This is a genomic window from Immundisolibacter sp. (assembly GCF_041625615.1).
GTDB lineage: Bacteria > Pseudomonadota > Gammaproteobacteria > Immundisolibacterales > Immundisolibacteraceae > Immundisolibacter.
The window spans coordinates 1-26,570 of record NZ_JBFJTF010000014.1 but is presented as its reverse complement, the minus strand read 5'-3'; the positions used below and the strand labels follow the sequence as shown (position 1 = coordinate 26,570).

Here is a 26,570-nt window from a genome sequence, read left to right as displayed (position 1 = left end):
TCGCGCTCATCACGCGGCGAAATGGTGACGAACACCAGGCCCTCGTTGGCCTGGGCGGTCTGGAACAGGCCGATCGCGCCGAAGGCGTACTCGACCGTCGGGTCCGCGTACAGCACCTCCTCGATCAGCTGCATGCGCGAGTTCGTGTACTCGACGCTCGAACCCAGCGGCGTCTTGAAAATCACCATGAAGCGAGACTCGTCCTCGTCCGGAACGAATTCCTTGCCCAGCACGCTGAAGAACAGTCCGCTGCTGGCCACCACCAGGACGGTCGCCGTCAGCACCGCCCAGCGACGCCGCAGTCCGGCCTCCAGCACCCGTCGATAGAAGCGCTCCAGTGCGTCGAAGAACCGTCCGAACGCCGCGTACAGCCGGCCATGCTTCTGGCTGACGTCCAGGTAGCGCGAACACAGCATGGGTGTCAGTGTCAGCGACACGAACCACGACACCAACACGCCGAACACGACCACCACCGAGAAGGAGCTGAAGAACCGCCCGACCATGCCCCCCATGAACACCACCGGCACGAAGATGGCCACCAGCGACAGGGTGGCTGCCAGCACCGCGAACATCACCTGCCGGGTGCCCTCGATCGCCGCGCTGCGCGGGTCGGGGTCGATGTGCTCACGGTGGCGATGAATGTTCTCCAGCACCACGATGGCGTCATCGACCACCACGCCGACCAGCAGCAAAAGTGCCAGCAGGGTCATGGAATTGAACGTGAAATCGAAGAAGTACATCACCGCGATGGCGCCCAGCAGCGACACCGGGATGGCGGCGGCGATGATGACCGTGGCCCGCAGGCTGCGCAGGAACACCAACACCACCACACCGGCCAGCAGGGTACCGGCGATCAAGTGCTCCTCCAGAGCCTCGACCATCTGGACGATGAAGATCGAGTTGTCGGTGCCGGGCTTGATCTGGATGCCGGCCGGCGCCTGCGGCCGGATTTCTGTATCCAGGCGGTGCTTCACCTCGTCGACGATGGCCACCGTGTTGGCACCGGACACCTTCACCACGCCCAGGCCGATCACCGGTTGCCCGTCGCGTCGTGCCAGGCGCCGGTAATCGGCCATGCCGTCGATCACCGTGGCCACCTGTGACAGGCGAATCTCGGCGCCATCCTCGTAGCCGACCACCATGTTCTGCAGCTGGCGCGCGTTGTGGTACTCGATGTCGAGCTTCAGCAGCCGTTCCTGCGTCTGCGAGGTAACGAAGCCGCCCGGCAGCAGCACGTGCTCGTTGCGAAAGGCGTCGAGCAGGTCCTGCACGGTCAGTCCGTGTGCCGCCAGCCGCTCGGGGGACACCTCGACCCGGATGTTGCGCTCGCGCAGGCCACCGATGCGAATGTCGCCGACCCCATCGATGGTCTCGATCTGTCGACGCAGCGTGTTGCTGACATAGGTATTCAGCTGCTGCAAGGTACGGTCGCCGAGGATGTGCATCCAGTAGATGGGCGTGGCATCGGCCTCCACCTTGGCCACCACCGGCGGGTCGGCGTCCTCGGGCAGCTGCGCCACCACCTGGCTGACCTTCGACTGCACCTCCTGGAAAGCAACGTCGATGTCCTTCTGCAACTTGAAGGTGATGGTTACCTGCGACACGCCCGGCGTAGAGCTGGACTGGATATGGTCGATACCCGGGACGCTGTTGACCTGGCGCTCGATGATGTTGGTGATGCTGGCGTCGATGATTTCCGGATTGGCGCCGCGCTGCGTGGTCGTCACCGACACGATCGGGAAATCGACATGCGGGAAGCGGTCGACGCCCAGGGTGCGGAACGCCACCAGCCCGAACAGCACGATCACGCCGCTGAACATGTACGCCAGTACATGCCGGTTGATGGAAAGCTCGGGCAGGCTCATGCGCCACCGTCCAGCACACGCACCGCGGCGCCGTCGCTCAGGAACCCAGCGCCGTCCACCGCCACCAGCGCGCCCGCCTCAAGGCCCGCCAGGATTTCCACCTGGCCGTCCTGGTAGACGCCGGTCTGCACCACCACCGCGCGCGCCCGGTCATCCTCCACCAGGTACACCGTCGGCCCGGCCGGACGCATCACCACGGCCGTCTCCGGCACCAGCAGCGCCTGGTCGCGCCGATCCAGAATGACCTCGCCATCCACGCTGGCGCCCGGCTTCCAGCCGCCGGGGTTCGGCAGGTCCACCAGCACCAGCAGCGCCCGGTTGGCCATGCCCACGGTCGGACGGATTTCGGTCACGGTGCCCTCGACCACCGTATCGGGCACCGCCGGCGAGCGCAGGCGCACCGGCAACCCCGAACGCAGCACGTCGGCAAGCGCCTCCGGATACGGCAAGGTGACGCGCAACAGCTGATCGGTGCTCAGACGCAGCAGCGGCGTGCCAACGCCCACGTAGTCGCCCTCGTTCACCATGCGCGCCGCCACCCCCGCGTCAACCGGCGCCAGCACCCGGCCACGGGCCAGATTGCGCTCGGCCTCGGACAGCTGGGTGCGCGCCGCCGCCAGTTGGCTGCGCAGCGCCTTCAGCTGGGCCTGGGCATCGTCAAGCGCGTTCTTGGCGAAGAAATCGCTCTTCGCCAGCGTTTCATAGCGGGCAACCAGGCGCTCCTGCTGGCCGATCAACGCCTCCAGGCGGCCGATCTCGGCCCGCGCCGCACCGCGTCGAAGACGGTAGTCCTCGCTGTCCAGCACCACCAGCGGCTGCCCCTTGCGCACCGTGTCACCGACCTCCACCTCCACGGTGAGCACCCGCCCGGCCACCTCGGCCGCCACCACCGGCTCGACCAGGCTCTCGACCTGGCCGACGCTCGCTTCGACGGTTTCCACCGGCGCGCTCATCACCGGCTCGGCGGTGATCAGGATGCCAGGCGGCTTGACGCTGCCCGTCTCCTGCGGGCCGCAGCCGCCGAGCAAACTGAAACCGGCGAACACCGCCACAGCGGGCCACAAGAACGGGCGCGAAATAGACATGGACAACAGCGACTTCAAGGGAAGGTTGGGGGTGCATGCCACAGCCCGGTCGCGAACGGCGACAGGCGGGGGGACAGGCATGCGGCGGCGGCCGTGGAGCGGCCGTACAGTCAGCGCGGTCTTATAGCACACGGCCGATGCCCGCGAACACGCACACCATCGACATTCGCCGGCCCCCCATCAAGCCGGCGGCAGCGCCCATGGCCGTTCATTTCGAAGCGCCGCCTGACACTGACGGTGCTCCGGCAGGGCTGTCGCCAGCAGGGCATAGAACTGCGGACCGTGGTTCAGATGCCGCAGGTGGCAAAGTTCGTGAAAAAGTACATAGTCGATCAACGGTGGCGACAGCAGCACCAGGCCGATGTTGAGCGTGATGCGCCCATCCGCGCTGCAACTGCCCCAGCGCCGGCGCAGGCGCATCAACCGTGGCGGCGGCAGCTGCCTCCCATCCAGCCAGGGCAGCTGCGCGGCCAGTGCCCACAGGCGCTGCGGCAACAATGCGTGTGCCTGGTCGCGATACCAGGCGTCGAGCGCACGGGCCACCACCAACGGCTGCTGGGGCTGCGCCACGCGCACCTGGAAGCCGGCCTCGGAAAGGACCACCTGGCGGCGCCCGACACTCAACTGCAGCGCATGCCATTGGCCCAGATACCGCTGACGGCTGCCGGCACTGAAGTCGGCCGGCGGCGACAGCTGCGCCAGGCGCTCGAACTGACGCGCGATCCAGCGCCGGTGACGGGCCAGAAGCTGCGGATAAAGCCGCGCCGGAAGGCGCTCAGGCACGCGCAGCTCGAGCGTACCGTCGGCCGCCACGCGCAGCGCGTAGGTGCGTCGCCGTGCCCGCACGACCCGACACGTGACCGCCCGGTCATCCAGTTCGAAACGCAGCGACGCGCTCATGCCGCCGTCGACGCCGCCGGCTGCACCGGGCACTCGAACACGAGCAGGCAGCGCGCCGGCACCTCCAAGACCGTGCCCGCCTCCAGTTGCCAGCCGTCGCCGCGTCCGGTCTCTTCCTGCGTGTCGAGCGCCCGCCGCCAGGCGGCACCGCCAGCGGCCGGCGGTGCCACGAAGCGCACCGATGCCGCGCCCGCGTGCAGGATCACCAGAAAGCTCGAATCCAGACGCGAACCGCCATGACCACCGGGGTGCTCGGCACCGGCTGCGCCGCTGATGACAAACGCAAGCCAATGCGGATGCAGCTGCCAGTCATGTCCGTCACGCTCGCCACCGTCCGGTGTCAACCACAGGATGTCCTTCTGGGCGCCGTCGAGCGCCTCCCCCTTGAAGAAACGGTCGCGCCGGAACACGCCGTGCGCCGCACGCAACCGCAAAACGCGCTGCAGGAACCGGTGCAGGTCGCCACCGTCCGGCTGTTGCAGCCGTTCCCAATCCAGCCAGGCAATGGGATTGTCCTGGCAATAAGCGTTGTTGTTGCCCGCCTGCGAATGACCGAACTCGTCGCCCGCCAGCAACATGGGCGTGCCCTGCGAAAGCACCAGAGTGGCCAGCAGGTTGCGCATCTGCCTGCGGCGCAGGCGCTCGATGGCCGGGTCGTCGGTCACGCCCTCGACACCGCAGTTCCAGGACAGGTTGTGATCACTGCCGTCCCGATTGCGCTCACCGTTGGCGGCGTTGTGCTTGCGCGAGTAGGTCACCAGATCGCGCAGCGTGAAACCGTCGTGGGCGGTCACATAGTTGACGCTCGCGGCCGGCCGCCGGCCGTGGTTCGGGAACAGGTCGCTGGACCCGGTCATGCGCGAGGCCAGCGCCGGCGCGTGACCGGCATCGCCCCGCCAGAAGCCACGCGCGGTATCGCGAAAGCGGTCGTTCCACTCCCCCCAGCCAGCCGGGAACCCACCCAGCCGGTAACCGCGCGGCCCCAGATCCCACGGCTCGGCGATCAGCTTGCACCCCGCCAGCTGTGGATCCTGGCGCACGGCGGCGAAGAAACCTGCCTCCGGGTCGAAGTCCGCTTCAAGCCCGGTTCCGTGCACTGCGGCGCGCCGCGCCAGGGTGGTGGCCAGATCGAAACGAAACCCATCGACGCCCATCTGCTGCACCCAGTAGCGCAGCGCGTCGAGCACCAGCTGCAACACCCGCGGCCGGGCCAGATTCAGGCTGTTGCCACAGCCCGTGAAGTCCAGCCCGTAGCGCGGATTGGCCGGGTCAAGGTGGTAATAGGTGGCGTTGTCGATACCGCGAAACGACAGCGTTGGCCCCAGTCGGTCACCCTCGGCGGTGTGGTTGAACACCACGTCCAGCAACAGCTCGATGCCGGCGGCGTGCAATTCGCGCGCCAGCAGCCGGAACTCACCCAGGTCCGGCCGCGTCAGGAAGCGGTTGTCCGGGGCGAAGTAGGCCAGCGTGTTGTAGCCCCAATAATTGACGCGCCCATCGTCAACCAGACGCCGTTCGTCCAGGTGGGCGTGCACTGGCAGCAGCTCGACCGCGCTGACGCCGAGCCCGCGCAGGTGGTCGACGACGACCGGCTCGGCCAGCGCGCGAAAACTGCCGCGCAGATCGTCCCTGACCTGCGGGTGACGCCGCGTGTAGCCGCCGACGTGCAGCTCGTACAACACGCTGCGCCGCCACGGTGTGTTCGGCCGACGCCACTGGCGCCCGTCGACCGGGTCGCCCACCACCACGCACTTTGGCATGTAGCGGGCACTGTCGCGACTGTCGAACGACAGATCCTCGCGCGGATCGCCCACACGATAGCCATACAACGCATCGTGCCAGCGCACGTCCCCGTGCAGCAGGCGGGCGTAGGGATCCAGCAACAGTTTGTGGTGGTTGAAACGGTGTCCGCGCTCGGGCGCGTAGGGCCCGTACACCCGGTAGCCGTACAGTTGGCCCGGGCGCAGATCCGGCAGATAGGCATGCCAGACCTCGTCCGTGTACTCGGCCAGCCGCACCCGGTCCGTCTCGCGCCGGCCGGCGGCATCGAACAGACACAGCTCGACCCGCTCTGCATGGAGCGAGAACAGCGCAAAGTTGACGCCACGCCCGTCCCAGTGCGCTCCCAGCGGATACGGCCGCCCGGGCCAGACGCGCAGCGCGCTCATCGCTGCGGCCGCGCGGCGCTCAGTCGCGGAAGTTGACGTACTGCAACGGCAGATCGAAATCGGACTGCCCGCGCAGCAGCGCGATCACCGCCTGCAGGTCGTCCCGCTTCTTGCCGCTCACACGCAGCTCGTCTCCCTGCACCGCGGTCTGCACCTTGAGCTTTTTGTCCTTGATCAGACGCACCAGGCGACGGGCGTGTTCGGCATCGATGCCCTGGCGCACGGTGATGGTCTGCGTGGCACGCTGCCCGGCTTCCACCACCTTGCCGTAATCGAGGGCCTTGAGGTCGACACCGCGCTTGGCAAGGCGCGTGCGCAGCACGTCCAGCAACTGCTCGATCTGGAAACGGCTTGGCGCCTCGGCGGTCATCACCGCGTCGGTGAGCGTCACCTTGGCGCCCGTGTCCTTGAAGTCGAAGCGGGTCGACAGCTCACGGTTGGTTTGGTCGACCGCATTGGCGACCTCGTGCAGATCCGCTTTGGAAACGACATCAAACGACGGCATGAAGCACCTCGCAATTGCTCTTCTGACGCCCTGCCCTCACGCGGTACCGGTGCCGCTGTCCGAGGCGGACGGCGGCGCGGTTTCCACCTGAACGAACCCACCGACCGGCTTGACCGGTGGCGGTGGCGTCGGCGTCGGCGCAGAAGCCGGCTCCACCGCCACCGGGGCCGCCTCCGGCGCGGGCGCCGTCTCCTGGCGCGGCATCTCCACCACCATCGCCGGCTCCGTCGCCGGCGCCGGCGCTTTTCGCTCGACCATGGAAGCTATCGGGGGCGCAGCCACCCACTTCGGCGCCGGGGCAGCCGATTCACTTTCTCGCGCCGCGACCGGTTCGGGCGCACGCTCGGCAGACTGGGCGCGCGCAGCGGCCTTCTGCTTGCCGTTCTGCTCCGCCGCGTCCGCGGCGCCATCGCGGCGCGCCGCGGCGGCGCCCTGCTGACGCTCGGTGCCGCCGGGCTGCCGTTCAGACTGGCGGTCACCCCCTCCGGCAGACTTCTGCCCCCGGCCGCCACGCCGCCCCCGACGAGACGACCGGCCCTCACGACCTTCGCGACCTTCACGGGACTCACGGGGCTCACGGGGCTCACGGGACTCACGCGGTGTCTCGTTGGCCGCGGCTGGCTGCGCGGGCGACTCGCCACGGGCGCGCTGCTGGCCGTCGCGGCTCTCGGCGGCGGCCTGCTTGCGCTGTGCTCCCCCTGCACCACGACGCGAGTGACCACGCCCCGCCGGCTCGGCACGCTTCTCCCGCTCGCCTGGCGTACGCGCCGCGGCAGGCTTCGCCTTCGGCTTGGGTTTGACTGTCGCCTGCGCCGGTGCGCCGTTCCCGGCCAGGGCGCGCCACAGGCGCACGAACAGCCCGACCTGTGGTGTTGCTGGCTCCACCTCCGGCTGTTGCACCGGCGGCGGCGCGCTGCGCGCCATCCGCTGCACGGCGGCCGCCGGCTGCCCCAGTGGCGCTGCCGGCGCGGCCGCCACGTCAGCCGGCGGAACGGTCAACGCCAGCTCATGGCTGGGCGTCTCCAGCAGGCGCTTGTTCAGGTCCTGGACACGCGTGCGTTCGAGTTCGTAATGCGGTGTCTCCAGTGCCGGATTCGGCAGGATGATCGGATTCACCCCCAGCCGCTCGCCCAGCTCTGCCACCGCATCACGCTTTTCGTTCAGCAGGTAGGTGGCCACCGCCACCGGCACCTGCACCGCCAAACGCCCGGTGCGTTCCTTGAGCGCCTCCTCCTCGAGCAGGCGCAGCACGTGCAGTGCCGTCGACTCGACGCTGCGGATGGTTCCCTGGCCCTCGCAGCGCGGGCAGGTGATATGACTGGTTTCCTTCAGCGACGGGCGCAGGCGCTGACGCGACATTTCGAGCAGCCCGAAACGCGACAGTTTGCCCAGCTGTATGCGCGCCCGATCGTGCTTGACCGCGTCGCGCAGGCGCTCTTCCACCGCGCGCTGGTTGCCGGCCTTCATCATGTCGATGAAGTCGATGACGATCAGGCCGCCCAAGTCACGCAAACGCAACTGGCGGGCGATCTCGTCACACGCCTCGAGGTTGGTGTTGGTCGCCGTCTCTTCGATGTCGCTGCCCTGGGTGGCGCGCGCCGAGTTGATGTCGATGGCGGTCAACGCCTCGGTGTGGTCGATCACCAGCGCGCCACCCGAGCGCAGCGGCACTTCGCGCCGATGCGCGGTTTCGATCTGATGCTCGATCTGGTAGCGCGTGAACAGCGGCACCTTGTCCTGGTACAGCTTCAACCGCGACGCGCTCTGCGGCATCAGCTGTTGCATCAGCGCCTGCGCTTCCTCGAAGGTCGCCTCGTCGTCGATCAACAACTCGCCGATGTCGTCGCGGAAATAGTCGCGGATCACCCGCGCCACGACGTTGTTTTCCTGATAGATCAGGAAGGGCACCGGTTTGCCGGTGCTGGCCGCATCGATGGCGTTCCACAACTCGACCAGGTGATCGAGGTCCCACTGCAACTCGGCCAGGTTGCGCTCGGCGGCGACGGTACGTGCGATCACGCCCATGCCCTTGGGCACCTGAAGCTGCCCCAGCAGGTCCTTCAACTCGACCCGGTCATCGCCCTCGATCTTGCGCGAAACGCCGCCCGCATCGGGGCTGTAGGGCATCAGGACCAGGTAACGGCCCGCCAGGCTGATGTGGGTGGTCAACGCAGCACCCTTCGTACCGCGTTCCTCCTTCTCGACCTGGACGGTGACTTCCTGGCCTTCACGGAAACTGCGGATACCTCCCTTGCCACCGTCGTCCGCCTGCGCCTGCAGATAGGCGGCGGAAACTTCCTTCAGGGGCAGGAAGCCGTGACGCACACCGCCGTAGTCGACAAATGCCGCCTCAAGGCTGGGTTCGACGCGGCGCACAATGCCGCGATAGATGTTGCCCTTCTTCTGATTGCGGGTCAGCGACTCGATATCAAGGTCAAACAGGTACTGGCCATCGACGATGGCCACCCGCAGCTCTTCCGACTGCCGGGCGTTGAACAGGATGCGTTTCATCAAGAGAGTCTCGTGGCAGACGTCGGGCGGCCAGCGGCAGACCGAACGGCCGTGTTTCTCGTGGCGGAAACACAGGGGCCAGGCGGCCTCGCGGCGGCGCGACGTGGAGATCACAGACAGGGCCTCCTGTGCCGACCACCGGTTGGGATCGTCGCAGGAGGAATAAAATGACACGAACGAAATCGGTTGCAGCGGCGCCACTGACCGCGCTCAGGGCGCGCGCGGGCACGCCAAAAGCCCGCCAGCCCGGACCGGGGCCCACGTACAGGAAGACTGCCAGAGTTGTTCCAATCATGAAGATGGCCACTGCGCCGACAACATTACCATGCGATGACTCCGGTTAATACGAACAACACCCCCTCCGCCGGCACGGTGTCACACGTCAGCGTATCGGCCGACCAGGCCGGTCAGCGGGTCGACAATTTCCTGCTCGCGCGGTTCCGTGGACTGCCGCGCAGCCGCGTCTATCGGCTGCTCAGGCGCGGCGAAGTGCGCGTCAACGGTGGGCGCATCGGGCCGGAGCACCGGCTGCAGGCCGGCGACCGTGTGCGCCTGCCGCCGGTCGACCTGCCGCCACCCCGCCCCCCGCAGCAGGCGCCGACCCGGCAACTCGACGAACTGGGCGCCTGCATCCTGTACGAGGACGAACGCCTGCTGGTGCTGGACAAACCGGCTGGCCTGGCCTGCCACGGCGGCAGCGGCATACGCTACGGCGCCATCGAGGCCCTGCGCCAGCTGCGACCCAACCAGCCGTTTCTTGAACTGGTGCACCGCCTGGACCGTGACACCTCGGGCTGCCTGCTGATCGCCAAGCGACGCAGCACGCTGCGGGCGCTGCACGAGCAGCTGCGCACCGGCGCGGTAAAAAAGCGTTACCTGGCACTGCTGACCGGCCAGTTCGCGGGTCGGCGGCAACGGGTGGACGCACCGCTTGCGCGCTACGAGCGTGGCGGGGAGCGGCTGGTGCGTGTGGATGCCGCCGGCAAGCCGGCGGCGACCGTGTTCCATGCACGCGAGCGCTACCCGCAGGCAACGCTGGTCGAAGCCGAGCTGCTGTCCGGACGAACCCACCAGATCCGCGTGCATGCCGCCCACCTGGGCTGTCCACTGGCCGGTGACGCCAAGTACGGCGACCCCCAAGCCGAGGCACGCCTCGGCGACATCGGACTCAGGCGTCTGTTTTTGCATGCGGCGGAACTCGAGATTGCACCGCTCGACGGCGTCGGCGCGCGCCACTTCAGCGCGCCCTTGCCGTCAGCCCTTGAGTCTGTTCTGATCCGCTTGCGCCAGCAGACCCTCACCCCGAGCCCGCCATGAATGACGATTCCGCGCCGACCTGGGAGCGCCGCCTGATCGAGCGCCTGCTCGAAAAGCAGCTCATCGAGCAGCGCCGTGCGCGCCGTTGGCGTATCTTTCTTCGCCTGCTGACGCTGGCTCTGGTGGTGCTGGTGCTGACACTGTTTCGCACCGATGTCAGCGTGGCGCCTACGACCGGCCGGCACACTGCGGTGGTGCACCTGAACGGCATCATCGCGCCAGGCACCGACGCCAATGCCGACCTGGTCATCGAATCGCTGCGCAGTGCCTACAAGAACAAGAGCGTTGCCGGCGTCATCCTGCGCATCGACAGCCCCGGCGGCAGCCCGGTGCAAGCCAGCCGCATCAACAGCGAGATCCAACGCCTGCGCGCCGCCCACCCTGCGGTGCCCTTGCACGCGGTGATCGACGACGTGTGCGCATCCGGCGGCTATTACGTGGCCGTCGCCGCAGACAACATCTATGCCGACCCCGCCAGCGTGGTGGGCTCGATCGGCGTGCTGATGAACGGCTTCGGCTTTGTCGAGGCACTGGACAAGCTCGGCGTCGAGCGCCGCCTGCTGACCGCCGGCCAGCACAAGGGCTTCCTCGACCCCTTCTCCCCGCAGGACCCCGACGACGTGGACCACGCCCGGCAATTGCTGGAGACCATCCACGCGCAGTTCATCGAAACCGTCAAGCAGGGACGCGGCGAGCGCCTGAAAGACGATCCGCGGCTGTTCAGCGGCCTGGTGTGGACCGGCCAGCAAGGCCTGGAGCTGGGGCTCGTTGACGCGCTGGGTGACGCCAACTACGTGGCGCGCGAGGTCTTCAAGGCCGAGAAGATGGTCGATTACACCGTGCAGCGCGCCTATTTCGAAAAGCTGTTCCGCAGCGCCGGCAACGAGGCCGGGGCCGGCCTGCTGAACGCGTTCCGCAGCGGCCCGGCCTGGCGCTGACGCCGCCGTCAGGCTAAGGCAACGACACGCCGCACTCGCGCAGCAGTTCGCACAAGGCGATCAACGGCAGACCGAGCAGGGCGGTCGGATCGTCGCCACTCATCCGCTGACACAGCGTCACGCCCAACCCCTCCGAGCGCAGCGCCCCGGCACAGTCAAACGGCTGCTCACGATCCAGATAGCGCGCGATCTCCACCTCGCTTAGCGGCCGCAGCTGTACCTCGAACGGCACGCGCCGCTCGCGGACATCGCCGCTGCGCCCGTCGATCACGCACACGGCCGTCTCAAAGCGCATCAGCCGACCGGCGGCCATGGCGAGCTGACGCGCCGCCCGCTCACGATCTCCGGGCTTGCCCAGCACGCGCCCGTCGACCACTGCCACCTGGTCCGAACCGATCACATGGCGCCCCGGCTGCTGCACCGCGACGGCCTGTGCCTTGGCGCGCGCCAGGCGCTCGGCCAGAGCGCCCGGCGCCTCGCCCGGATGCGCGGTTTCGTCCACCTGCGGCGCATGCAGATCAAACGCCAAACCCAGGCGTTCGAGCAGTTGCCGGCGCGTGACTGAGGTGGACGCGAGAACCAACGGAAACGTGGTGGACATGGAGCAACTTCCGGGACCTGTCGACAATCGCCGATTGTAGCCACTGACACCCTCCGCTCCCCGCCCGCGCGGCTTTGACAGGCCAACATGCCACGACTACACTTCGCGCCCTTATGTCGGGGCGACTTCCAGAGTTCATCGACCCCCGCGAATGGGCGCGGACGGGACGCCAGCAAACGGGCAGCCTGTCACTGGCCCGTTTGCCGCGGCTGGGCGCGTGCCTGGAAAATCCGACCGGCACTGCCACGGTGATGCTTGCCGGCGACGTGTTGCCGGGCGGCGGCCCAGCCCTGACGGGCCAGGCCAGCTGCACGGTCACCGTGCGTTGTCAGCGCTGCCTCGAGCCGTTCGAGTTGACGCTGCGGGCGTCGGTAAGGCTCGGCGTCGTCCGCAGCGAAGAGGCCGGGCAGCACCTGCCGGATGACGTAGCGCCGCTGATATGTACCGAAGGACAGGAAGTCGCCGTGGCTGACGTGATTGAGGACGAGTTGTTGTTGGCGTTGCCGGACTACCCGTATCACGCCGACGGTCAGTGCCAGGCGGCCGATGTGCCCGCCGCGCCGACCGCCAAGCGGCAGCCGTTCGCGGCCCTCCGCGCACTCAAGAGCAAATAAGCAAAGCCCGCACTGCGCGGGTATTGACCACCAAGCAGGACCCACCATGGCCGTTGCACAGGACCACAAAAGCCGTTCCAAGCGCGGCATGCGCCGCTCGCATGACGCTCTCAAGCCCCCGACCTTGTCCGTGGAACCGACCACCGGTGAGGTCCACCGTCGTCACCACGTGAGCCCCAGCGGCTACTACCGCGGCCGCAAGGTCATCGATACCGGCCGGAGCGAGTAGGCATTGAGCCTGGTCGTCGCCGTGGACGCCATGGGAGGCGACCACGGCCCATCCGTGGTGGTTCCGGCGGCGGTCAATTTCCTGCGACAGCATCCGGACGTGCGACTGATCCTCGTCGGGGATGAAGGAGCGGTTCGGGGCCTGTTGCCGACCGATACCACCAACCTGCCGCTGGATGTCCATCACGCCAGCCAGGTGGTCGACATGGACGAACCGCCGGCCAAAGCGCTGCGCAACAAGAAAGATTCGTCCATGCGCGTGGCGATCAACCTGGTCGCCGACGGCAGTGCCCAGGCCTGCGTGAGCGCCGGCAACACCGGCGCCCTGATGGCCACGGCCCGCTTCGTCCTGCACATGTTGCCCGGCATCGAACGGCCGGCCATCGTGCGCGCACTGCCGACCCTGCGCGGCGAAACCCATGTGCTGGACCTCGGCGCCAACACCGAGTGCAGTGCCGAGCAGTTGTGCGAATTCGCCGTCATGGGTGCCGTTCTCGTGGAGTCCATCGGCAAACGGCGCAACCCAACGGTGGGGCTGCTCAACATCGGCAGCGAGGCGACCAAGGGCACCGACACGGTGCAGCGCGCCGCCGACCTGATCCGTGCGAGCAGCCTTAACTTCCACGGCTACGTCGAGGGTGACGACATCTACAGCGGCACCACCGACGTGGTGGTGTGCGATGGCTTTGTCGGCAACGTGGCGCTGAAGACCAGCGAAGGCCTGGCCCGCATGATCACCCAGGCAATGCGCGAGGAATTCAGCCGTACCCCGCTGCGCAAGCTGGGCGCCCTGGCGTCGCTGCCGGCGCTGCGTGCCTTACGCAAGCGGCTGGACCCGCGCGCCTACAACGGCGCCAGCCTGCTGGGCCTGACGGCGCCGGTCATCAAAAGCCACGGTGGCACAGATGCCATCGGATTCGCCCAGGCCATCGCCGAGGCGGCGGCCCAGGCCCAGGCCCAGGTGCCCCAGCACATTGCCGAGCGCCTGGCTGACTTCCTGCCTCAGGCCTTGACCGCATGATGTATTCGCGCATCGTCGGCACCGGCAGCGCACTGCCGGAACGCGTCGTCACCAACGCCGACCTCGAAGCGATGGTCGACACCAGCGACAAGTGGATCTTCGAGCGCACCGGCATCCGGGAGCGACGCCTGGCCGCGCCCGGTGAGACATCCACCGACCTTGGCGAGAAAGCGGCGCGCGCGGCACTGGCCGCGGCCGGCATGCAAGCGGCCGATATCGGCCTGGTGGTGGTTGCCACCTGCACGCCGGAGAACGTGTTTCCCAGCACCGCCTGCCTGCTCCAAAACCGGCTGGGCATTCACGGTGGTCCGGCATTTGATGTGCAGGCCGCCTGCGCCGGCTTCATCTATGCCCTCAGCGTCGCCGACAGCCTGCTGCGCAGTGGTGCGGCGGATACCGCACTGGTGGTCGGCGCCGAAACCATGTCCCGCATCATCGACTGGCAGGACCGGCGCACGTGCATCCTGTTCGCGGACGGTGCCGGAGCCCTGGTGCTGCGTCGCGAATCAACGCCCGGAATCCTGTCCACGCACCTGCACGCGGACGGCAAGTACAAGGATCTTCTGTGGGTGCCGGGCTGGGTATCCGATGACTACAGCCAGCTCGCCGACACCCCGCCCCACATGGTGATGGAAGGCTCCGACGTGTTCCGCGTGGCGGTTGAAAAGCTCGGTGAGTCGGTGGAGGAAGCGCTGGCCGCAAACGGTCTCGACAAGGGCGCCATCGACTGGCTGATCCCGCATCAGGCCAATTTGCGAATCATCGCCGCCATCGCCAAGCGCCTGCGCCTGCCCATGGAACAGGTGGTGCTGACCATCGCCGAACACGGCAACACCTCGGCCGCTTCGGTGCCCCTGGCACTCGACGTGGCGGTACGCGACGGCCGGGTGCAACCGGGCCAGACGCTGCTGCTGGAAGCCTTCGGTGGCGGATTTGCGTGGGGCTCGGCGCTTCTGCGCTTCTAATCGCCCCCGACAACTGCACAATCAGGAGCGTGTTTTAGGCATGACGTTGGCACTCGTTTTTCCCGGTCAGGGCTCGCAATCGGTCGGCATGCTGGCCGAACTCGCCGGTGAGTTTGCCGAAGTCGAGCAGACGTTCTCCGAGGCCAGTTCGGTGCTCGGCTACGACTTGTGGCAACTGGTCCAAAACGGCCCGGAGAGTGAGTTGCAGCTCACCGCCGTCACCCAGCCCGCCATGCTCACCGCCGGCGTGGCGGTGTGGCGCGCCTGGCAGGCGGCCGGTGGTCCGGCCCCGGCAGTGATGGCCGGCCACAGCCTCGGCGAGTACAGCGCGCTGGTGTGTGCCGGTGTCGTGTCGTTCGCCCAAGCGGTGCAGCTGGTTCGCCAGCGCGGCGAGTTCATGCAACAGGCCGTACCGGTCGGCAGCGGCGCCATGGCAGCGGTGCTCGGCCTCGAACGCGGCGCGGTGGAAGCGGCGTGCGCCGATGCGTCCCAGGGCGACGAAACCGTGTCCGTGGCCAACTACAATGCGCCCCTGCAAAGCGTGATTGCCGGCCACACCGACGCCGTCAACCGCGCGGGGGCCGCAGCCCAGGCGGCCGGTGCCAAACGGGTCGTGGCACTGCCCGTCAGCGCCCCTTTCCATTGCGCCCTGATGCATCCGGCAGCCGACCAGTTGACACCCGCCCTGATGGATGCCGCCTTCAATGCGCCGCAGGTTCCGGTGATCAACAACGTCGACGTGGCCACCCCGAACGAGCCGGCGGCCATTCGCGACGCCCTGATCCGGCAGATATATTCGCCGGTGCGCTGGGTTGAGGTCATCGAGGCGATGGCCGCCCGTGGCGTGACACACGTCGTCGAGTGCGGGCCCGGCAAGGTGCTGGCCGGCCTGACCAAGCGCATCCGCAATGACCTCGACAGCCACGCCGTGCTGGATGCGACAAGCCTGCGTCAGGCGCTGTCGGCAACGAACTGAACCTTTTCCCGGACACTGAGCATGGATATCCGACTGGACGGAGAGATTGCGCTGGTGACCGGTGCCAGCCGTGGCATCGGCAAGGCCATCGCCCACGCCCTGGCCGCGGCCGGCGCCCAGGTGATCGGCACCGCCACCAGCGAAGCCGGCGCACAGCGCATCGGCGAAGAACTGGCCAGCGCCGGCCTGCAGGGCACGGGGCTGGTTTTCAATGCCGGCGACCGTGAGCAGACGGCCGCCCTGGTCGACACCATCAAGACCCAGCACGGTGCCGTGTCCATCCTGGTAAACAACGCCGGCATCACCCGCGACAACCTGCTCATGCTGCTAAAGGACGAGGATTGGGACCAGGTCCTGGACACCAATCTGAGCGCCGCGTTTCGCTTGTGCCGGGCCTGTGCCCGCGGCATGACGCGAGCCCGTCGCGGCCGCATCATCAACATCGGTTCGGTGGTCAGTGCCATGGGCAACGCGGGACAGGTAAACTACGCCGCCGCGAAAGCCGGTCTGGCCGGTTTCACGCGCGCCCTGGCGCGCGAGTTGGCCAGTCGTAACATCACCGTCAACACGGTTGCGCCCGGATTCATCGATACCGACATGACTGCTGCCCTGTCCGCCGACCAGCGCTCCGCGCTGCTGCAGTCGGTTCCGCTCGGTCGCTTTGGCGAAGTGCAGGAAGTGGCTGCGCTGGTGACCTTTCTGGCCTCGTCGCAGGCCGGCTACATCACCGGCCAGACGCTGCACATCAACGGTGGCATGTACCTCGCGTGAGGTGAGCATGCCGTTTTTTGGATTTTCCCTGGGAGGATGACTGCAATGAGCAGTGTTGAAGAGCGTGTGAAGAAGATCGTGGTCGAGCAGCTGGGCGTTAAGGAAGACGAGGTCACCAACGATTCGTCGTTCGTCGACGACCTGGGCGCCGACTCCCTCGACACCGTGGAACTGGTGATGGCACTCGAAGAAGAGTTCGAGTGCGAGATCGCCGACGAGGCGGCCGAGAAGATCACCACCGTGCAGGAAGCCATCGACTACGTCGAGAAAGAGCTGGCTGCCCGCAAGTAAGCAATCCATAAGCGACCAAGGGGTCACCTGGACTTGAGCAAGCGACGGGTCGTCATCACCGGACTCGGCATGGTCAGCCCGCTGGGGCTGGACGTGGCCAGCAGCTGGTCGGCCATTCTGGCCGGCAGCAGCGGCGTCGGGCCGATCACGCACTTCGACGTGAGCACGTTCAGTGTGCGCTTCGGCGGCTCGGTCAAGGGATTCGATGTCGGGCAGTACATGCCCGCCAAAGAAGCCCGCAAGATGGACCCCTTCGTCCACTATGGCATTGCGGCCGCCGACGAGGCTCTGCGTGATGCCGGCATCGAAGTGACGGCGGACAACGCCGAACGCATCGGTGTCGCCATCGGCTCGGGTATCGGCGGCCTGCCGGGCATCGAGGCGGGGCACCTGGACTACATCAACGGTGGCCCAAGACGCATCTCGCCGTTTTTTGTGCCGGGCAACATCATCAACATGGTGGCCGGCAACGTATCGATCCGCTTCGGACTCAAAGGTCCGAACCTGTCGGTGGTCACTGCCTGTGCGTCCGCAACGCACAGCATCGGCGACTCGGCCCGGCTGATCGAGTACGGCGACGCCGACGTGATGCTCGCAGGCGGGGCGGAAATGGCCACCTCGCCGATGGGCGTCGGTGGCTTCGCGGCGGCGCGGGCGCTGTCCACCCGCAACGACGACCCGCAGCGCGCCAGCCGGCCGTGGGATCGCGACCGCGACGGCTTCGTGCTCAGCGACGGAGCGGGCATCCTGGTACTCGAGGAGTACGAGCATGCCCGTCGGCGCGGCGCCACCATCTACGCCGAGCTCCTCGGCTACGGGATGAGCGGCGATGCGCACCACATGACCCAACCCGACGCCAGTGGCGATGGCGCCTTCCGGTGCATGCGCCTGGGCCTGCACAACGCCGGCCTGGACCCGCAGGATGTCCAGTACATCAATGCGCACGGCACCTCGACGCCGGCGGGCGATCTGGCCGAAACCGTGGCCATACGACGGACGTTCGGTGCTCACGCGCCGGCGCTTGCGGTCAGTTCCACCAAATCCATGACCGGCCATTTGCTGGGCGCCGCCGGTGGTGTCGAGGCGATCTTCACCGTGCTGGCCCTGCGCGATCAGGTCGCGCCCCCAACCATCAACCTGGATGTGCCGGGCGAGGGCTGCGACCTGGACTACGTGCCGCACACGGCACGTCCGATGCGCATCGACAACGCCCTGAGCAACTCGTTCGGCTTCGGCGGCACCAATGCCACGCTGGTGTTCGGCCGGCCCCGCTGACCTGCACCGCGGCGGCGGCCCCGCCCATCAATGATCGCAACCGAGCGCGGCTCCCGCACCCTCATCCAACGGCTCTTGTTCACCGCGGCGCTGCTGCTGTGTGTGGCGGCAGCCGCGCTGGCCGCCCTGGGCCACTACGCGCACAAGCCGCTGACCGCCACCGGGGCGGCGATGATCGAGGTACGGCCTGGTGATACGCTGCCGGTTGTCCTGACCGGCCTGGCCCAGGCCGGATCGCTGGGTCATCCGTGGGCCGTGCGGATTTGGGCGCGGCTGACCGGCCGCGGTGATCGTATCGTCGCCGGCGAGTACCTCCTGGCACCCGATACCACGCCGTATCAACTGCTGACCGACCTGGCGGCCGGCCGGGTACGCCAGCACCCCGTGCGGCTCCCCGAGGGGGGCACCTTTCGTCAGGCGCTCGAAGCACTGTGGGCATCCCCGGTGCTGTCCGCTACGCTGCGCGAACATAGCGACGCGGACATCATGTCAGCGCTGGGGTCTCCCCAGCTCCCGGCCGAGGGCTGGTTCATGCCGGACACCTACTTCGTCACGCGCGGGCAAACCGACCTCGATGTGCTGCGACGCAGTCACGAGGCCATGAAGACCCGCCTGGCCGCATTGTGGGCAGACCGCGGACCGGCGGCGCCGCCCTCCCCGGCCCAGGCGCTGACGCTGGCCTCTCTGGTGGAAAAGGAAACCGCACGGGCCGACGAGCGCCCGCTCGTGGCCGCCGTGCTGCTGAACCGCCTGCGCCTTGGCATGCCGCTGCAGATCGACTCCACCGTGATCTACGGCCTCGGCGATCGCTTCGACGGCAACCTCACCCGCCGTCACCTGACAACGCCCACACCGCACAACACGTACACCCGGCGCGGCCTGCCGCCGACGCCCATCGCCCTGCCGAGCGAATCGTCCCTGCACGCGGTCCTGCATCCGGCCGCCGTCGATTACCTCTACTTCGTCGCCCGTGGCGACGGCAGCCACGTGTTCTCGCGCACGCTGGTCGAACACAATCGCGCTGTCGACTGCTACCAACGCAAACGCCGCGCGCGGTGCAGTTCGTGAGCCCCGGCCGCTTCATCGCCCTGGAGGGCATGGAAGGCGCCGGCAAGACCAGCCGCCTGGCGGACCTGCGCGCCCTTCTGGAAAGCCGTGGTATCGCGGTCCTGACCACCCGCGAACCCGGCGGCACCGCGCTCGGCGAACGCCTGCGGGATCTGCTGCTGGCACCGGACCAGGCGCCAATGACGCCGCTCACCGAATTGCTGCTCATGTTCGCCGCCCGCAGCGAGCACCTGCAGCAGGTCATCCTGCCGGCACTGGAGGCCGGCCAGTGGGTACTGTGTGACCGCTACGTGGACGCCAGCTACGCCTATCAAGGTGCCGGCCGCGGCCTGGGCAACGCCCCGGTGGCCGCGCTCGAAGCACTGCTGCCGCACAGCGCACGCCCCGATCTGACACTGCTGCTGGACCTGCCGGTCGAGTTGGGACTGGCGCGAGCCAAGAACCGCTCGGCCAGTGACCGTTTCGAGCAGGAGTCACTGGCCTTTCACACGCGCGTGCGTGAGGCCTACCTGCGCCGCGCCGCCGAACAGCCACACCGCTACCGGGTAATCGACGCTGCGGCGCCACCGGAACGGGTACGCGCCGCAGTCGAGGCGGCGGTCACGGATCTGCTGTGAACGCCCCACTGCCCTGGCAGACGACACAATGGCGGACCGTCGGCCGCGCGCGCGCCGGCGGGCGCCTGCATCACGCCCTGCTGGCCGCCGGTCCGCCCGGAATCGGCAAGGCACAGTTCCTGGAAGCGCTGGCCGCCACGCTCTTGTGCGACGCGCCACGCGAAGACAGCGCCTGTGGTGAGTGCCGCAGCTGCCGCCAGCACGCCGCAGGTACGCACCCGGACTGCACCGTCCTGAGCCCGGACCCGTTGCAGCGCGCGGCGTTCAGCTCTTACCCTGGCCAGCGCTGCCAGCACGACAGCAGCCGCAAGAAGCCGGCGACAATCATCAGCGTCGATCAGGTACGCGAACTGCGTGAACGGCTGCACGCCAGCGCACACTACGGCGCGCACAAGCTGGCAGTGCTTCTTCCCGCAGACGCCCTGAATACGGCGGCCGCCAACGCGCTGCTCAAGCTGCTCGAGGAGCCGCCCGATAACACGGTGTTTCTGCTGCTGTCGCAGCGCGTGGCCAGCCTGCCGGCCACCCTGCGCAGCCGCTGCCAACTGCTGCGTTTCAGCACGCCACCGGCGTCGGTGGCACGGACGCTGGTCGAGCAGGACGATCCGGCCAGCGCACTGGCGCTGGATCTGGCCGGCGGAGCGCCACTACGGGCGCGCGATCTGCTGGCCCAGGACGTCGGCGCGGTGTGGCAGACGGTGTGCCAGGGCCTCGCCGGCCTGCTGGGCGGTGCCAGCGACCCGCTGAGTCTGGCTCGCGAATGCGTGAAACTGCCACCAGACACGCTGGCCACCACGCTGCATGGCTGGTTGCGTCAGGCGCTGCGCCGGGCCAGTGGCCAGCCCGGCGACACGGCAGTGGCGGCCGCAGCGCCGGCGCGTCTGCAGGCATTCGCGCAGGAACTCGACCAGTTCCTGCGCCTGCAGGAGCACCCACTGGCCAGGGAACTGGCCCTGCAGCGCTTGTTTTATCCTTTGTGGGCGGGCAACACGACACCATTTAGCGCGAAACCGGAGCAGTCATGACGGAGCGAACACAGTCCGAGACGCCCACCGGCGTGCTGGCGGTCACCATACGCGACAAGAACGCGCTGTATGCGTCGTACATGTCGTTCGTGCGTGGCGGCGGCCTGTTCATCCCCACCACGCGCGCCGTGCACCTCGGCGACGAGCTGATCCTGCTGCTGACGCTGATGGACGAGGTCGAGAAGATTCCGGTGGCCGGCAAGGTGGTGTGGGTCACCCCACGCGGCTCGCAAAACGGCAAGGTGGCCGGTGTCGGCGTGCAGTTCGTCGATGACGAAAGCAGCCGCGTGGCCCGCAACAAGATCGAAACCTATCTCGCCGGTGCCTTGCAGAGCGAGCGCCATACCCACACCATGTAGCCATGCTGGTCGATTCGCACTGCCACCTGGACCTGATCGATCCCGATCTGACCTCCATCGAGACCCTGCTCGAGGATGCCGCGGCGCAGGACGTCCGGCACCTGCTGTGCGTGAGCGTGAGCCTGGACAACGCGCCGGTGGTACGCGCCCTGGCGGCGCGCCACGCCCAGGTATCGGCCTCGGTGGGCGTGCACCCGAACCAGACCGACGGCGTCGAGCCGACGGTGCCGCAGCTGGCCGCACTGGCGCAGGACCCGCTGATCGTCGCGGTCGGCGAAACCGGCCTCGACTATCACTACGGCGCCGAGCACGCCGACCTGCAGCAGGCGCGCTTTCGGACCCACATCCGTGCCGCGCGCGAAGTCGGCAAACCACTGGTCGTGCACATGCGCTCGGCCACCGACGACACGCTGCGTATCCTGGCCGAAGAGCGGGCCACCGACGTCGGCGGCGTCATGCACTGCTTCACCGAGGACTGGCCGACCGCGCGCCGTGCCCTGGAACTCGGTTTCCACATTTCGTTTTCCGGCATCGTCACGTTCAAGAGTGCCGAGCCGATCCGCGATGCCGCCCGGCAGGTGCCGGCCGAGCGGCTGCTGGTGGAAACCGACGCGCCCTACCTGGCGCCGGTGCCGTTTCGCGGCCAGCAGAACCGCCCCGCGTTCGTGCGGCAGGTAGCGGACTTCGTCGCCGACCTGCGCGGCCTCTCGCCCGCCGAGCTGGACGCCCTGGTCAGCCGCAACTTCTTCGCGCTGTTCCCGCACGCCGCCAGCAAGCCGATCTCGGCCCCCGCTGCACAGCCGGCCTGAGGCCGGCCGTCGGTTCACACGCGCCGCGCGGCCAGCAGATAGTTGACGTCAACCTGGGCGCGCAGACTGGCGCGGCGCGTCAGCGGGTTGTAGCCCAGGCCCTGCAGATCAACCACCTGAAGCCCGTTGGCGCGACACAACGCCGCCAGCTCCGACGGGCGCAGAAAACGCGCGTAGTCGTGCGTGCCGCGCGGCAGCAGGCGCAGCAGGTACTCGCCGGCCAACACCGCCTGCGCGTATGCCGCCGGCGTGCGGCTCAGGGTTGAAAAAAACACCCAGCCGTCCGGGCGCGCCAGCCCGGCGCAGGCGCGCACCAGCTCGGCCGCATCCGGCACATGCTCGATCAGCTCAAGGCAGGTGACCACATCGAACGCACCCGCGGCCTCGACCGCCAGGTCGGCGGCCGACACATGACGGTAGTCGATGGCGAGGCCCTGATCGGCCGCATGCTGACGCGCGACGGCCAGCGCATCGGCCGCCAGGTCGACGCCAGTGACCACCGCACCCGCACGCGCCAGGCCCTCGCTGAGCACGCCGCCGCCGCAGCCGACGTCCACCACCCGTGCTCCTGCCAGGCGCACGTGCTGCGCCAGCCAGGCCAGACGCACCGGGTTTATCTCGTGCAATGTCCGCAGCGGCCCGTCGACATCCCACCACCGCGCGGCATGGGCGTCGAACTTGGCCGTTTCGGCCGGATCGAGGTTGGCCGTCATGTGCTGTCTCCGATCGCGACGCCGGCTGGCCAGCCAGCGAGTTCGGCCTGCGCCATAGCAGCCAAGGCCGTCAGCCAGTCCGGGGTGTCATTGAGCGCCGCAATGTAGCGAAGTTCGCCGCCGCCGGCCGACTCGAACAGCTGCCGACCGCCGATGGCGATCTCCTCCAGTGTCTCCAGGCAGTCCGCCACAAAACCCGGGCAGATGACGTCCACCCGGCTCAGGCCCTGCCCACCCCACGCGCGCAGCGTGGCGTCGGTGGCCGGCTCCAGCCAGCGCGCGCGCCCGAAACGCGACTGAAACGCCAGTGCCCAGTCGGCAGGCTGCAGATCCAGCGCCTGCGCCAGCAGCTGCGCGGTGCGCTGGCACTGCGCGGCATACGGGTCGCCGCGGTCGACATTGCGCTGCGGCAGACCGTGAAACGACATGAGCAGCCGCTCGCCACGGCCCTGAGCCGCCCAGTGCACGCGCACCCGCGCCGCCAGGGCGGCGATGTACCCGGGATCGTCATGAAAATCCGCCACCCAGCGCAGCATCGGCAAGCGCATGGCGCCGCGCAGCGCCGCCGCCAGGGCATCGAACACCGCGCCCTGGGTGCTGGCCGAATGCTGCGGGAACAGCGGTATCACGACAATCCGCCGACAGTCGGCGAGCTGTGCCAAACCGTCCGCCAGCGAGGGCGTGCCGTAGGTCATGGCAAAGGCGACCCGGACACCCTGCCCCGCCAGGCGCTCACCGAGCGCCTGTGCCTGCCGGCGGGTGTTGACCACCAGGGGCGAGCCTTCTGCGGTCCAGATGCGCTGATACAGCCGCGCCGAACGTCGCGGACGGGTGTTCAGAACGATGCCGCGCAGGATCGGCTGCCACAGCAGCGGCGGCAGGTCGACCACCCGCCGGTCGCTCAGAAACTGCTTCAGGTACCGGCGTATGGCGCCAGGTTCGGGCGCCGCCGGACTGCCGAGGTTGACCAGCAGCACGCCGGTGCCGCCGGTCTCCTGCGGCGCCGGTGCACCCGTGACGGCCTGGCTCAGGCGGCCTGCTCCATCGCGGCCTGGTACTCGGCCCGGCAGGCGGCGCCGTTCAGCCGCGCGCGCTTGGCCAGTGCCTGCTGGCCGGCAGCCACGTTCTCCTTCTTGCCACCCCAGGCCTTCAGTGCCGGCGCCTGCAGCGCGCGGCCGTAGGAAAAACTGAAGGTCCACGGGTGATGCGCGGACAGGGCATTGATGGCGTTCAGGTTCTCGGTCGCCTGGGCATCGCTCTGGCCACCGGACAGGAACATGATGCCCGGCACGGCCGCCGGAACGGTGCGGCTGAAGCAGCGTACCGTCGCCGCTGCCACCTGCTCGGCACTGGCCTGCACCGGGCAGTCCTTGCCGGAGATGACCATGTTCGGCTTGAGCACCATCAACTCGAGCTGCACGCCTTCCAGCGCCAACGCCTCGAACACCGCGTTCAGCACGGCCGTGGTCACGTCCTCACAGCGTTCCAGGGTGTGGGCGCCGTCCATCAGCACCTCGGGCTCGACGATCGGCACCAGACCGGACTGCTGGGTGATGGCCGCGTAGCGCGCCAGACCCTGGGCGTTCAGGCGAATGTTCCGCCACGACGGCAGCTGATCGCTGATGGTGTACACCGCCCGCCACTTGGCGAAACGTGCGCCGAGCTGGTAGTACTCCTCATAGCGCTTGGCCAGGCCATCATGGCCCTCGGTGACCTTCTCGGCGCTGCCGGGGCCCATGGCGATGGTGCCCTTGTCCACCTTGATGCCCGGTACGATGCCCTTGCCCTGCAGGATGCTCGTCAGGGTACGGCCGTCGTCGGTGCTCTGGCGGATGGTCTCGTCGAACAGGATGACGCCCGACACGGCCTGCTCCAGCGCATCGGTGGTGAACAGCATCTGCCGGTAGTCGCGGCGGTTGGTCTCGGTCGATTCAAGACCGATGGTGTCGAAACGCTTCTTGATGGTGCCGCTGCTCTCGTCTGCCGCCAGCAGGCCCTTGCCCCGGGCGGTCATGGCGCGGACGGTGGATTCCAACTCGGTCGTGTTCATCAAAAGCTCCTTGAACAGGGTCTGAACCGCGCCACGGCGGGAGAGTACGGTGGCGATGAGGCGCCCAATTATAGGCGCCCCGCTCCCGTCGTCCCCAAGGACACCCGGCCCGTGTCGGCGCGAACCACGCTCAGCACGCCAGGCGCAGGCAGCCGACCACCGCCAGGTGGCGGTCGGTGAGCGCCAGCACATCGAGGCCCGCCAGCCCGGCCGCGGCCAGCTGGCCGCGCACTTCCTGCACCGTGAACGCAGCGCGCAGCGAGGCGGCGAAATCGCGCTGCAACACCGCCGGCCCGCCGGCACCGTACGTTTCGATCAACCGGTGCAGCTCGGCCTCGTCGGCCGGGCGGCGCAAGTCGGTCACGTACACGGCCGCTGCCGGTGCGGCCACGGCACGCACCGCCGACCACAGCACCTGCGGGTCGTGCAGATGATGCAGCAGACTGTTGGACAGTACGACCTGGTACCCGCTGCCGGGCAGCGGGTCATGCGGCAACACGGCGCGGTACAGCCGCACGCGCGCCTGCAACGCTTCGGCCCGCAGCCGCGCCCGGGCCAGCGTCAGCATGGCCTCGGCGCCATCGACGGCGTCGATATGCCAACCCGGCCAGGCCCGGGCGAAGCGCACCGTCACATCGCCCGGCCCGCAGCCCAGATCCAGCGCCCGGGCCTCCGGCGGCAGGTCACCGAGCAGCCGGCCCGCCTGGTCCACCAGAAACTGATGCGCGATTGCGAAATCGCCCTGCGCATAGGCCGCCGCCTGCACGGCGTCGTCCATCAACTCGGGTTCCGGCTGCCGCCGCATGGCAGAGGACAGACGACCGGAACCCGCGTCGCTCACACCAGGCTGGCCAGCATCTCGCGCCGAAACGGCGTCAGTTCGCGCCATCGCCCGGCCCGTACCTTGGCCGTCCAGTCCGGGTTGGCCAGCATGGCGCGGCCGACGGCGATCAGGTCCACCGCCTGCGCCTGCAGCGCCGCGGCCGCCTCGGCCGGATCGGTCACCTGGCTGTCGGCACCCATCAGCGACTCGCCGATGCTGGTGCTGTAGGTGACCCCACCGGCGGCGCTGACCGGCAGACCGCTGAGCTGACGCACGTGCCAGGCCAGACTGCGCTGCTGGGGGTCTGCGTCCACTGCGAAAGCCGGTGTGTCGATACGGTGCGCCGCCACGTGAAAGCCGTCGACACCGGCGGCCTTCAGGCACTGCACCGTTGCCGCCAGTTCCACCGGCGTATGCCAGGTCTTGGCGGCGAAGTCATTCACGGCGAACTGCGACAGCCCCATCAGCAGCGGAACCTCACCGCCCAGTTCGCCGCGCACCGCGGCCACCACTTCACACGCAAATCGCGCCCGGGCAGCCGCGTCGCCGTTGTAGTCATCCTGGCGGCGGTTGCTGTCAGGATTGAAAAACTGATGGATCAGGTAGCCACTGGCTCCGTGCAACAGCACACCATCGAAACCGGCCCGCCGCGCACGCGCCGCAGCCTGCGCGAAGCTTGCCACCACGGCATCGATGTCGGTCTGCGTCATCGCCCGCGGCTCGACGTAGGCAAGATGGCCGTCGAAGGTGCCCGGATCCGCCGCATCGATGTACGGACCACTGGCCGTCAGCGCACTGGGCGCCAACGGCTGGGCGTCGCCGGTCGCACGCGGATGCGCCAGCCGCCCGCAATGCCACAACTGCACCATGATGCGCCCACCGGCGGCATGCACGGCATCGACCACCGCCCGCCAGGCCGCTTCCTGGGCGTCGTCACACAACCCGGGCACGCCCCGGTACCCACGCGCCGACGCCATGTCGACCACCGTACCTTCGGTGAACAGCAGGCCGGTGCCGGTCGCCGCGCGGGCGGCGTAGTAACGCGCCACGGCGGCGTCCGGCACACCCTGCGGGC

At 68.3% G+C, this 26,570-nt stretch carries 27 protein-coding genes; 15 read left to right on the top strand and 12 right to left on the bottom strand.

The annotated features are described in order from the left end of the window. The 6 genes from ABYX71_RS02210 to ABYX71_RS02185 all read right to left on the bottom strand — a co-directional run. On the bottom strand, positions 1–1,865 hold a 1,865-nt coding region (locus ABYX71_RS02210; protein WP_372694490.1), incomplete at its 3' end, for an efflux RND transporter permease subunit. Beyond that, positions 1,862–2,950: an efflux RND transporter periplasmic adaptor subunit gene (locus tag ABYX71_RS02205; RefSeq protein WP_372694488.1), complete on the bottom strand. Its 1,089-nt coding sequence runs from the start codon at positions 2,948–2,950 to the stop codon at positions 1,862–1,864. The genes ABYX71_RS02210 and ABYX71_RS02205, both read right to left, overlap by 4 nt. A gap of 180 nt (positions 2,951–3,130) precedes the next feature. Further along, positions 3,131–3,850, bottom strand: a complete 720-nt coding sequence (locus ABYX71_RS02200; protein WP_372694486.1) for a M48 family metallopeptidase — start codon at positions 3,848–3,850, stop codon at positions 3,131–3,133. Next, positions 3,847–6,018: a glycogen debranching protein GlgX gene (glgX, locus tag ABYX71_RS02195; protein WP_372694484.1), complete on the bottom strand. Its 2,172-nt coding sequence runs from the start codon at positions 6,016–6,018 to the stop codon at positions 3,847–3,849. The genes ABYX71_RS02200 and glgX overlap by 4 nt, the downstream gene beginning before the upstream one ends. A gap of 19 nt (positions 6,019–6,037) precedes the next feature. Next, entirely contained in the window at positions 6,038–6,523 is a 486-nt protein-coding gene (locus ABYX71_RS02190) for a YajQ family cyclic di-GMP-binding protein (RefSeq protein ID WP_372694482.1), read from the bottom strand. Between the two features lie 36 nt (positions 6,524–6,559). Continuing rightward, positions 6,560–9,034 (bottom strand): Rne/Rng family ribonuclease, encoded by a 2,475-nt coding sequence (locus ABYX71_RS02185; protein WP_372694481.1) that lies wholly within the window; start codon positions 9,032–9,034, stop codon positions 6,560–6,562. A 372-nt stretch (positions 9,035–9,406) separates the two neighbouring features. On the opposite strand from ABYX71_RS02185, the gene ABYX71_RS02180 reads away from it, so the two are divergent. Continuing rightward, complete coding sequence (locus ABYX71_RS02180) at positions 9,407–10,351, top strand: RluA family pseudouridine synthase (protein ID WP_372694479.1); 945 nt, start codon at positions 9,407–9,409, stop codon at positions 10,349–10,351. Continuing rightward, positions 10,348–11,289, top strand: a complete 942-nt coding sequence (locus ABYX71_RS02175) for a S49 family peptidase (RefSeq protein ID WP_372694477.1) — start codon at positions 10,348–10,350, stop codon at positions 11,287–11,289. The genes ABYX71_RS02180 and ABYX71_RS02175 overlap by 4 nt, the downstream gene beginning before the upstream one ends. Positions 11,290–11,302: 13 nt before the next feature. Here the strand turns inward: ABYX71_RS02175 and ABYX71_RS02170 are convergent, their stop codons facing one another. Beyond that, positions 11,303–11,890, bottom strand: coding sequence for a nucleoside triphosphate pyrophosphatase (locus ABYX71_RS02170; RefSeq protein WP_372694475.1), 588 nt, complete (start codon positions 11,888–11,890; stop codon positions 11,303–11,305). A gap of 113 nt (positions 11,891–12,003) precedes the next feature. Here ABYX71_RS02170 and ABYX71_RS02165 point away from each other — a divergent pair, with 113 nt between their 5' ends. Genes ABYX71_RS02165 through ABYX71_RS02105 form a run of 13 tightly spaced genes read left to right on the top strand, consistent with a single transcriptional unit; the run spans position 12,004 to position 21,909 of the window. After that, positions 12,004–12,504, top strand: a complete 501-nt coding sequence (locus ABYX71_RS02165) for a DUF177 domain-containing protein (RefSeq protein ID WP_372694473.1) — start codon at positions 12,004–12,006, stop codon at positions 12,502–12,504. Positions 12,505–12,550: 46 nt separating this feature from the next. Next, on the top strand, positions 12,551–12,733 hold the full coding sequence (gene rpmF / locus ABYX71_RS02160) for a 50S ribosomal protein L32 (protein ID WP_372694471.1): 183 nt from the start codon (positions 12,551–12,553) through the stop codon (positions 12,731–12,733). Positions 12,734–12,736: 3 nt separating this feature from the next. Further along, positions 12,737–13,753, top strand: coding sequence for a phosphate acyltransferase PlsX (plsX, locus tag ABYX71_RS02155; RefSeq protein ID WP_372694469.1), 1,017 nt, complete (start codon positions 12,737–12,739; stop codon positions 13,751–13,753). Beyond that, entirely contained in the window at positions 13,750–14,718 is a 969-nt protein-coding gene (locus tag ABYX71_RS02150) for a beta-ketoacyl-ACP synthase III (protein WP_372694467.1), read from the top strand. Before plsX ends, ABYX71_RS02150 begins: the two co-directional genes overlap by 4 nt. Positions 14,719–14,758: 40 nt before the next feature. Next, on the top strand, positions 14,759–15,694 hold the full coding sequence (gene fabD, locus ABYX71_RS02145) for an ACP S-malonyltransferase (RefSeq protein ID WP_372694465.1): 936 nt from the start codon (positions 14,759–14,761) through the stop codon (positions 15,692–15,694). 27 nt (positions 15,695–15,721) lie between these two features. Then, a complete protein-coding gene (fabG, locus tag ABYX71_RS02140) occupies positions 15,722–16,465 on the top strand; it encodes a 3-oxoacyl-ACP reductase FabG (RefSeq protein WP_372694492.1) in 744 nt (247 codons plus the stop codon). Between the two features lie 45 nt (positions 16,466–16,510). Then, entirely contained in the window at positions 16,511–16,756 is a 246-nt protein-coding gene (gene acpP / locus ABYX71_RS02135) for an acyl carrier protein (RefSeq protein ID WP_372694463.1), read from the top strand. Between the two features lie 33 nt (positions 16,757–16,789). After that, complete coding sequence (gene fabF / locus ABYX71_RS02130; protein ID WP_372694461.1) at positions 16,790–18,031, top strand: beta-ketoacyl-ACP synthase II; 1,242 nt, start codon at positions 16,790–16,792, stop codon at positions 18,029–18,031. A gap of 30 nt (positions 18,032–18,061) precedes the next feature. After that, entirely contained in the window at positions 18,062–19,099 is a 1,038-nt protein-coding gene (gene mltG, locus ABYX71_RS02125; protein WP_372694459.1) for an endolytic transglycosylase MltG, read from the top strand. Next, positions 19,096–19,716: a dTMP kinase gene (gene tmk, locus ABYX71_RS02120; RefSeq protein WP_372694457.1), complete on the top strand. Its 621-nt coding sequence runs from the start codon at positions 19,096–19,098 to the stop codon at positions 19,714–19,716. The genes mltG and tmk overlap by 4 nt, the downstream gene beginning before the upstream one ends. Beyond that, positions 19,713–20,741, top strand: coding sequence for a DNA polymerase III subunit delta' (holB, locus tag ABYX71_RS02115; RefSeq protein WP_372694455.1), 1,029 nt, complete (start codon positions 19,713–19,715; stop codon positions 20,739–20,741). Before tmk ends, holB begins: the two co-directional genes overlap by 4 nt. After that, entirely contained in the window at positions 20,738–21,100 is a 363-nt protein-coding gene (locus ABYX71_RS02110) for a PilZ domain-containing protein (protein WP_372694453.1), read from the top strand. The genes holB and ABYX71_RS02110 overlap by 4 nt, the downstream gene beginning before the upstream one ends. 2 nt (positions 21,101–21,102) lie before the next feature. Further along, positions 21,103–21,909 carry a TatD family hydrolase gene (locus ABYX71_RS02105; protein ID WP_372694451.1) on the top strand — a complete coding sequence of 269 codons (807 nt, stop codon included), beginning with the start codon at positions 21,103–21,105 and terminating at the stop codon, positions 21,907–21,909. A 14-nt stretch (positions 21,910–21,923) separates the two neighbouring features. Here the strand turns inward: ABYX71_RS02105 and ubiG are convergent, their stop codons facing one another. The 5 genes from ubiG to ABYX71_RS02080 form a co-directional block, all read right to left on the bottom strand. Beyond that, entirely contained in the window at positions 21,924–22,622 is a 699-nt protein-coding gene (ubiG, locus tag ABYX71_RS02100; protein ID WP_372694449.1) for a bifunctional 2-polyprenyl-6-hydroxyphenol methylase/3-demethylubiquinol 3-O-methyltransferase UbiG, read from the bottom strand. Further along, entirely contained in the window at positions 22,619–23,599 is a 981-nt protein-coding gene (gene hemH, locus ABYX71_RS02095; RefSeq protein ID WP_372694447.1) for a ferrochelatase, read from the bottom strand. The genes ubiG and hemH overlap by 4 nt, the downstream gene beginning before the upstream one ends. 50 nt (positions 23,600–23,649) lie before the next feature. Next, entirely contained in the window at positions 23,650–24,672 is a 1,023-nt protein-coding gene (locus tag ABYX71_RS02090; protein WP_372694445.1) for a class I fructose-bisphosphate aldolase, read from the bottom strand. Positions 24,673–24,802: 130 nt separating this feature from the next. Then, positions 24,803–25,450, bottom strand: coding sequence for a trans-aconitate 2-methyltransferase (locus ABYX71_RS02085; protein ID WP_372694443.1), 648 nt, complete (start codon positions 25,448–25,450; stop codon positions 24,803–24,805). Between the two features lie 59 nt (positions 25,451–25,509). Further along, positions 25,510–26,570 (bottom strand): 12-oxophytodienoate reductase (locus tag ABYX71_RS02080; RefSeq protein WP_372694441.1); only part of this gene is annotated, 1,061 nt, incomplete at its 5' end.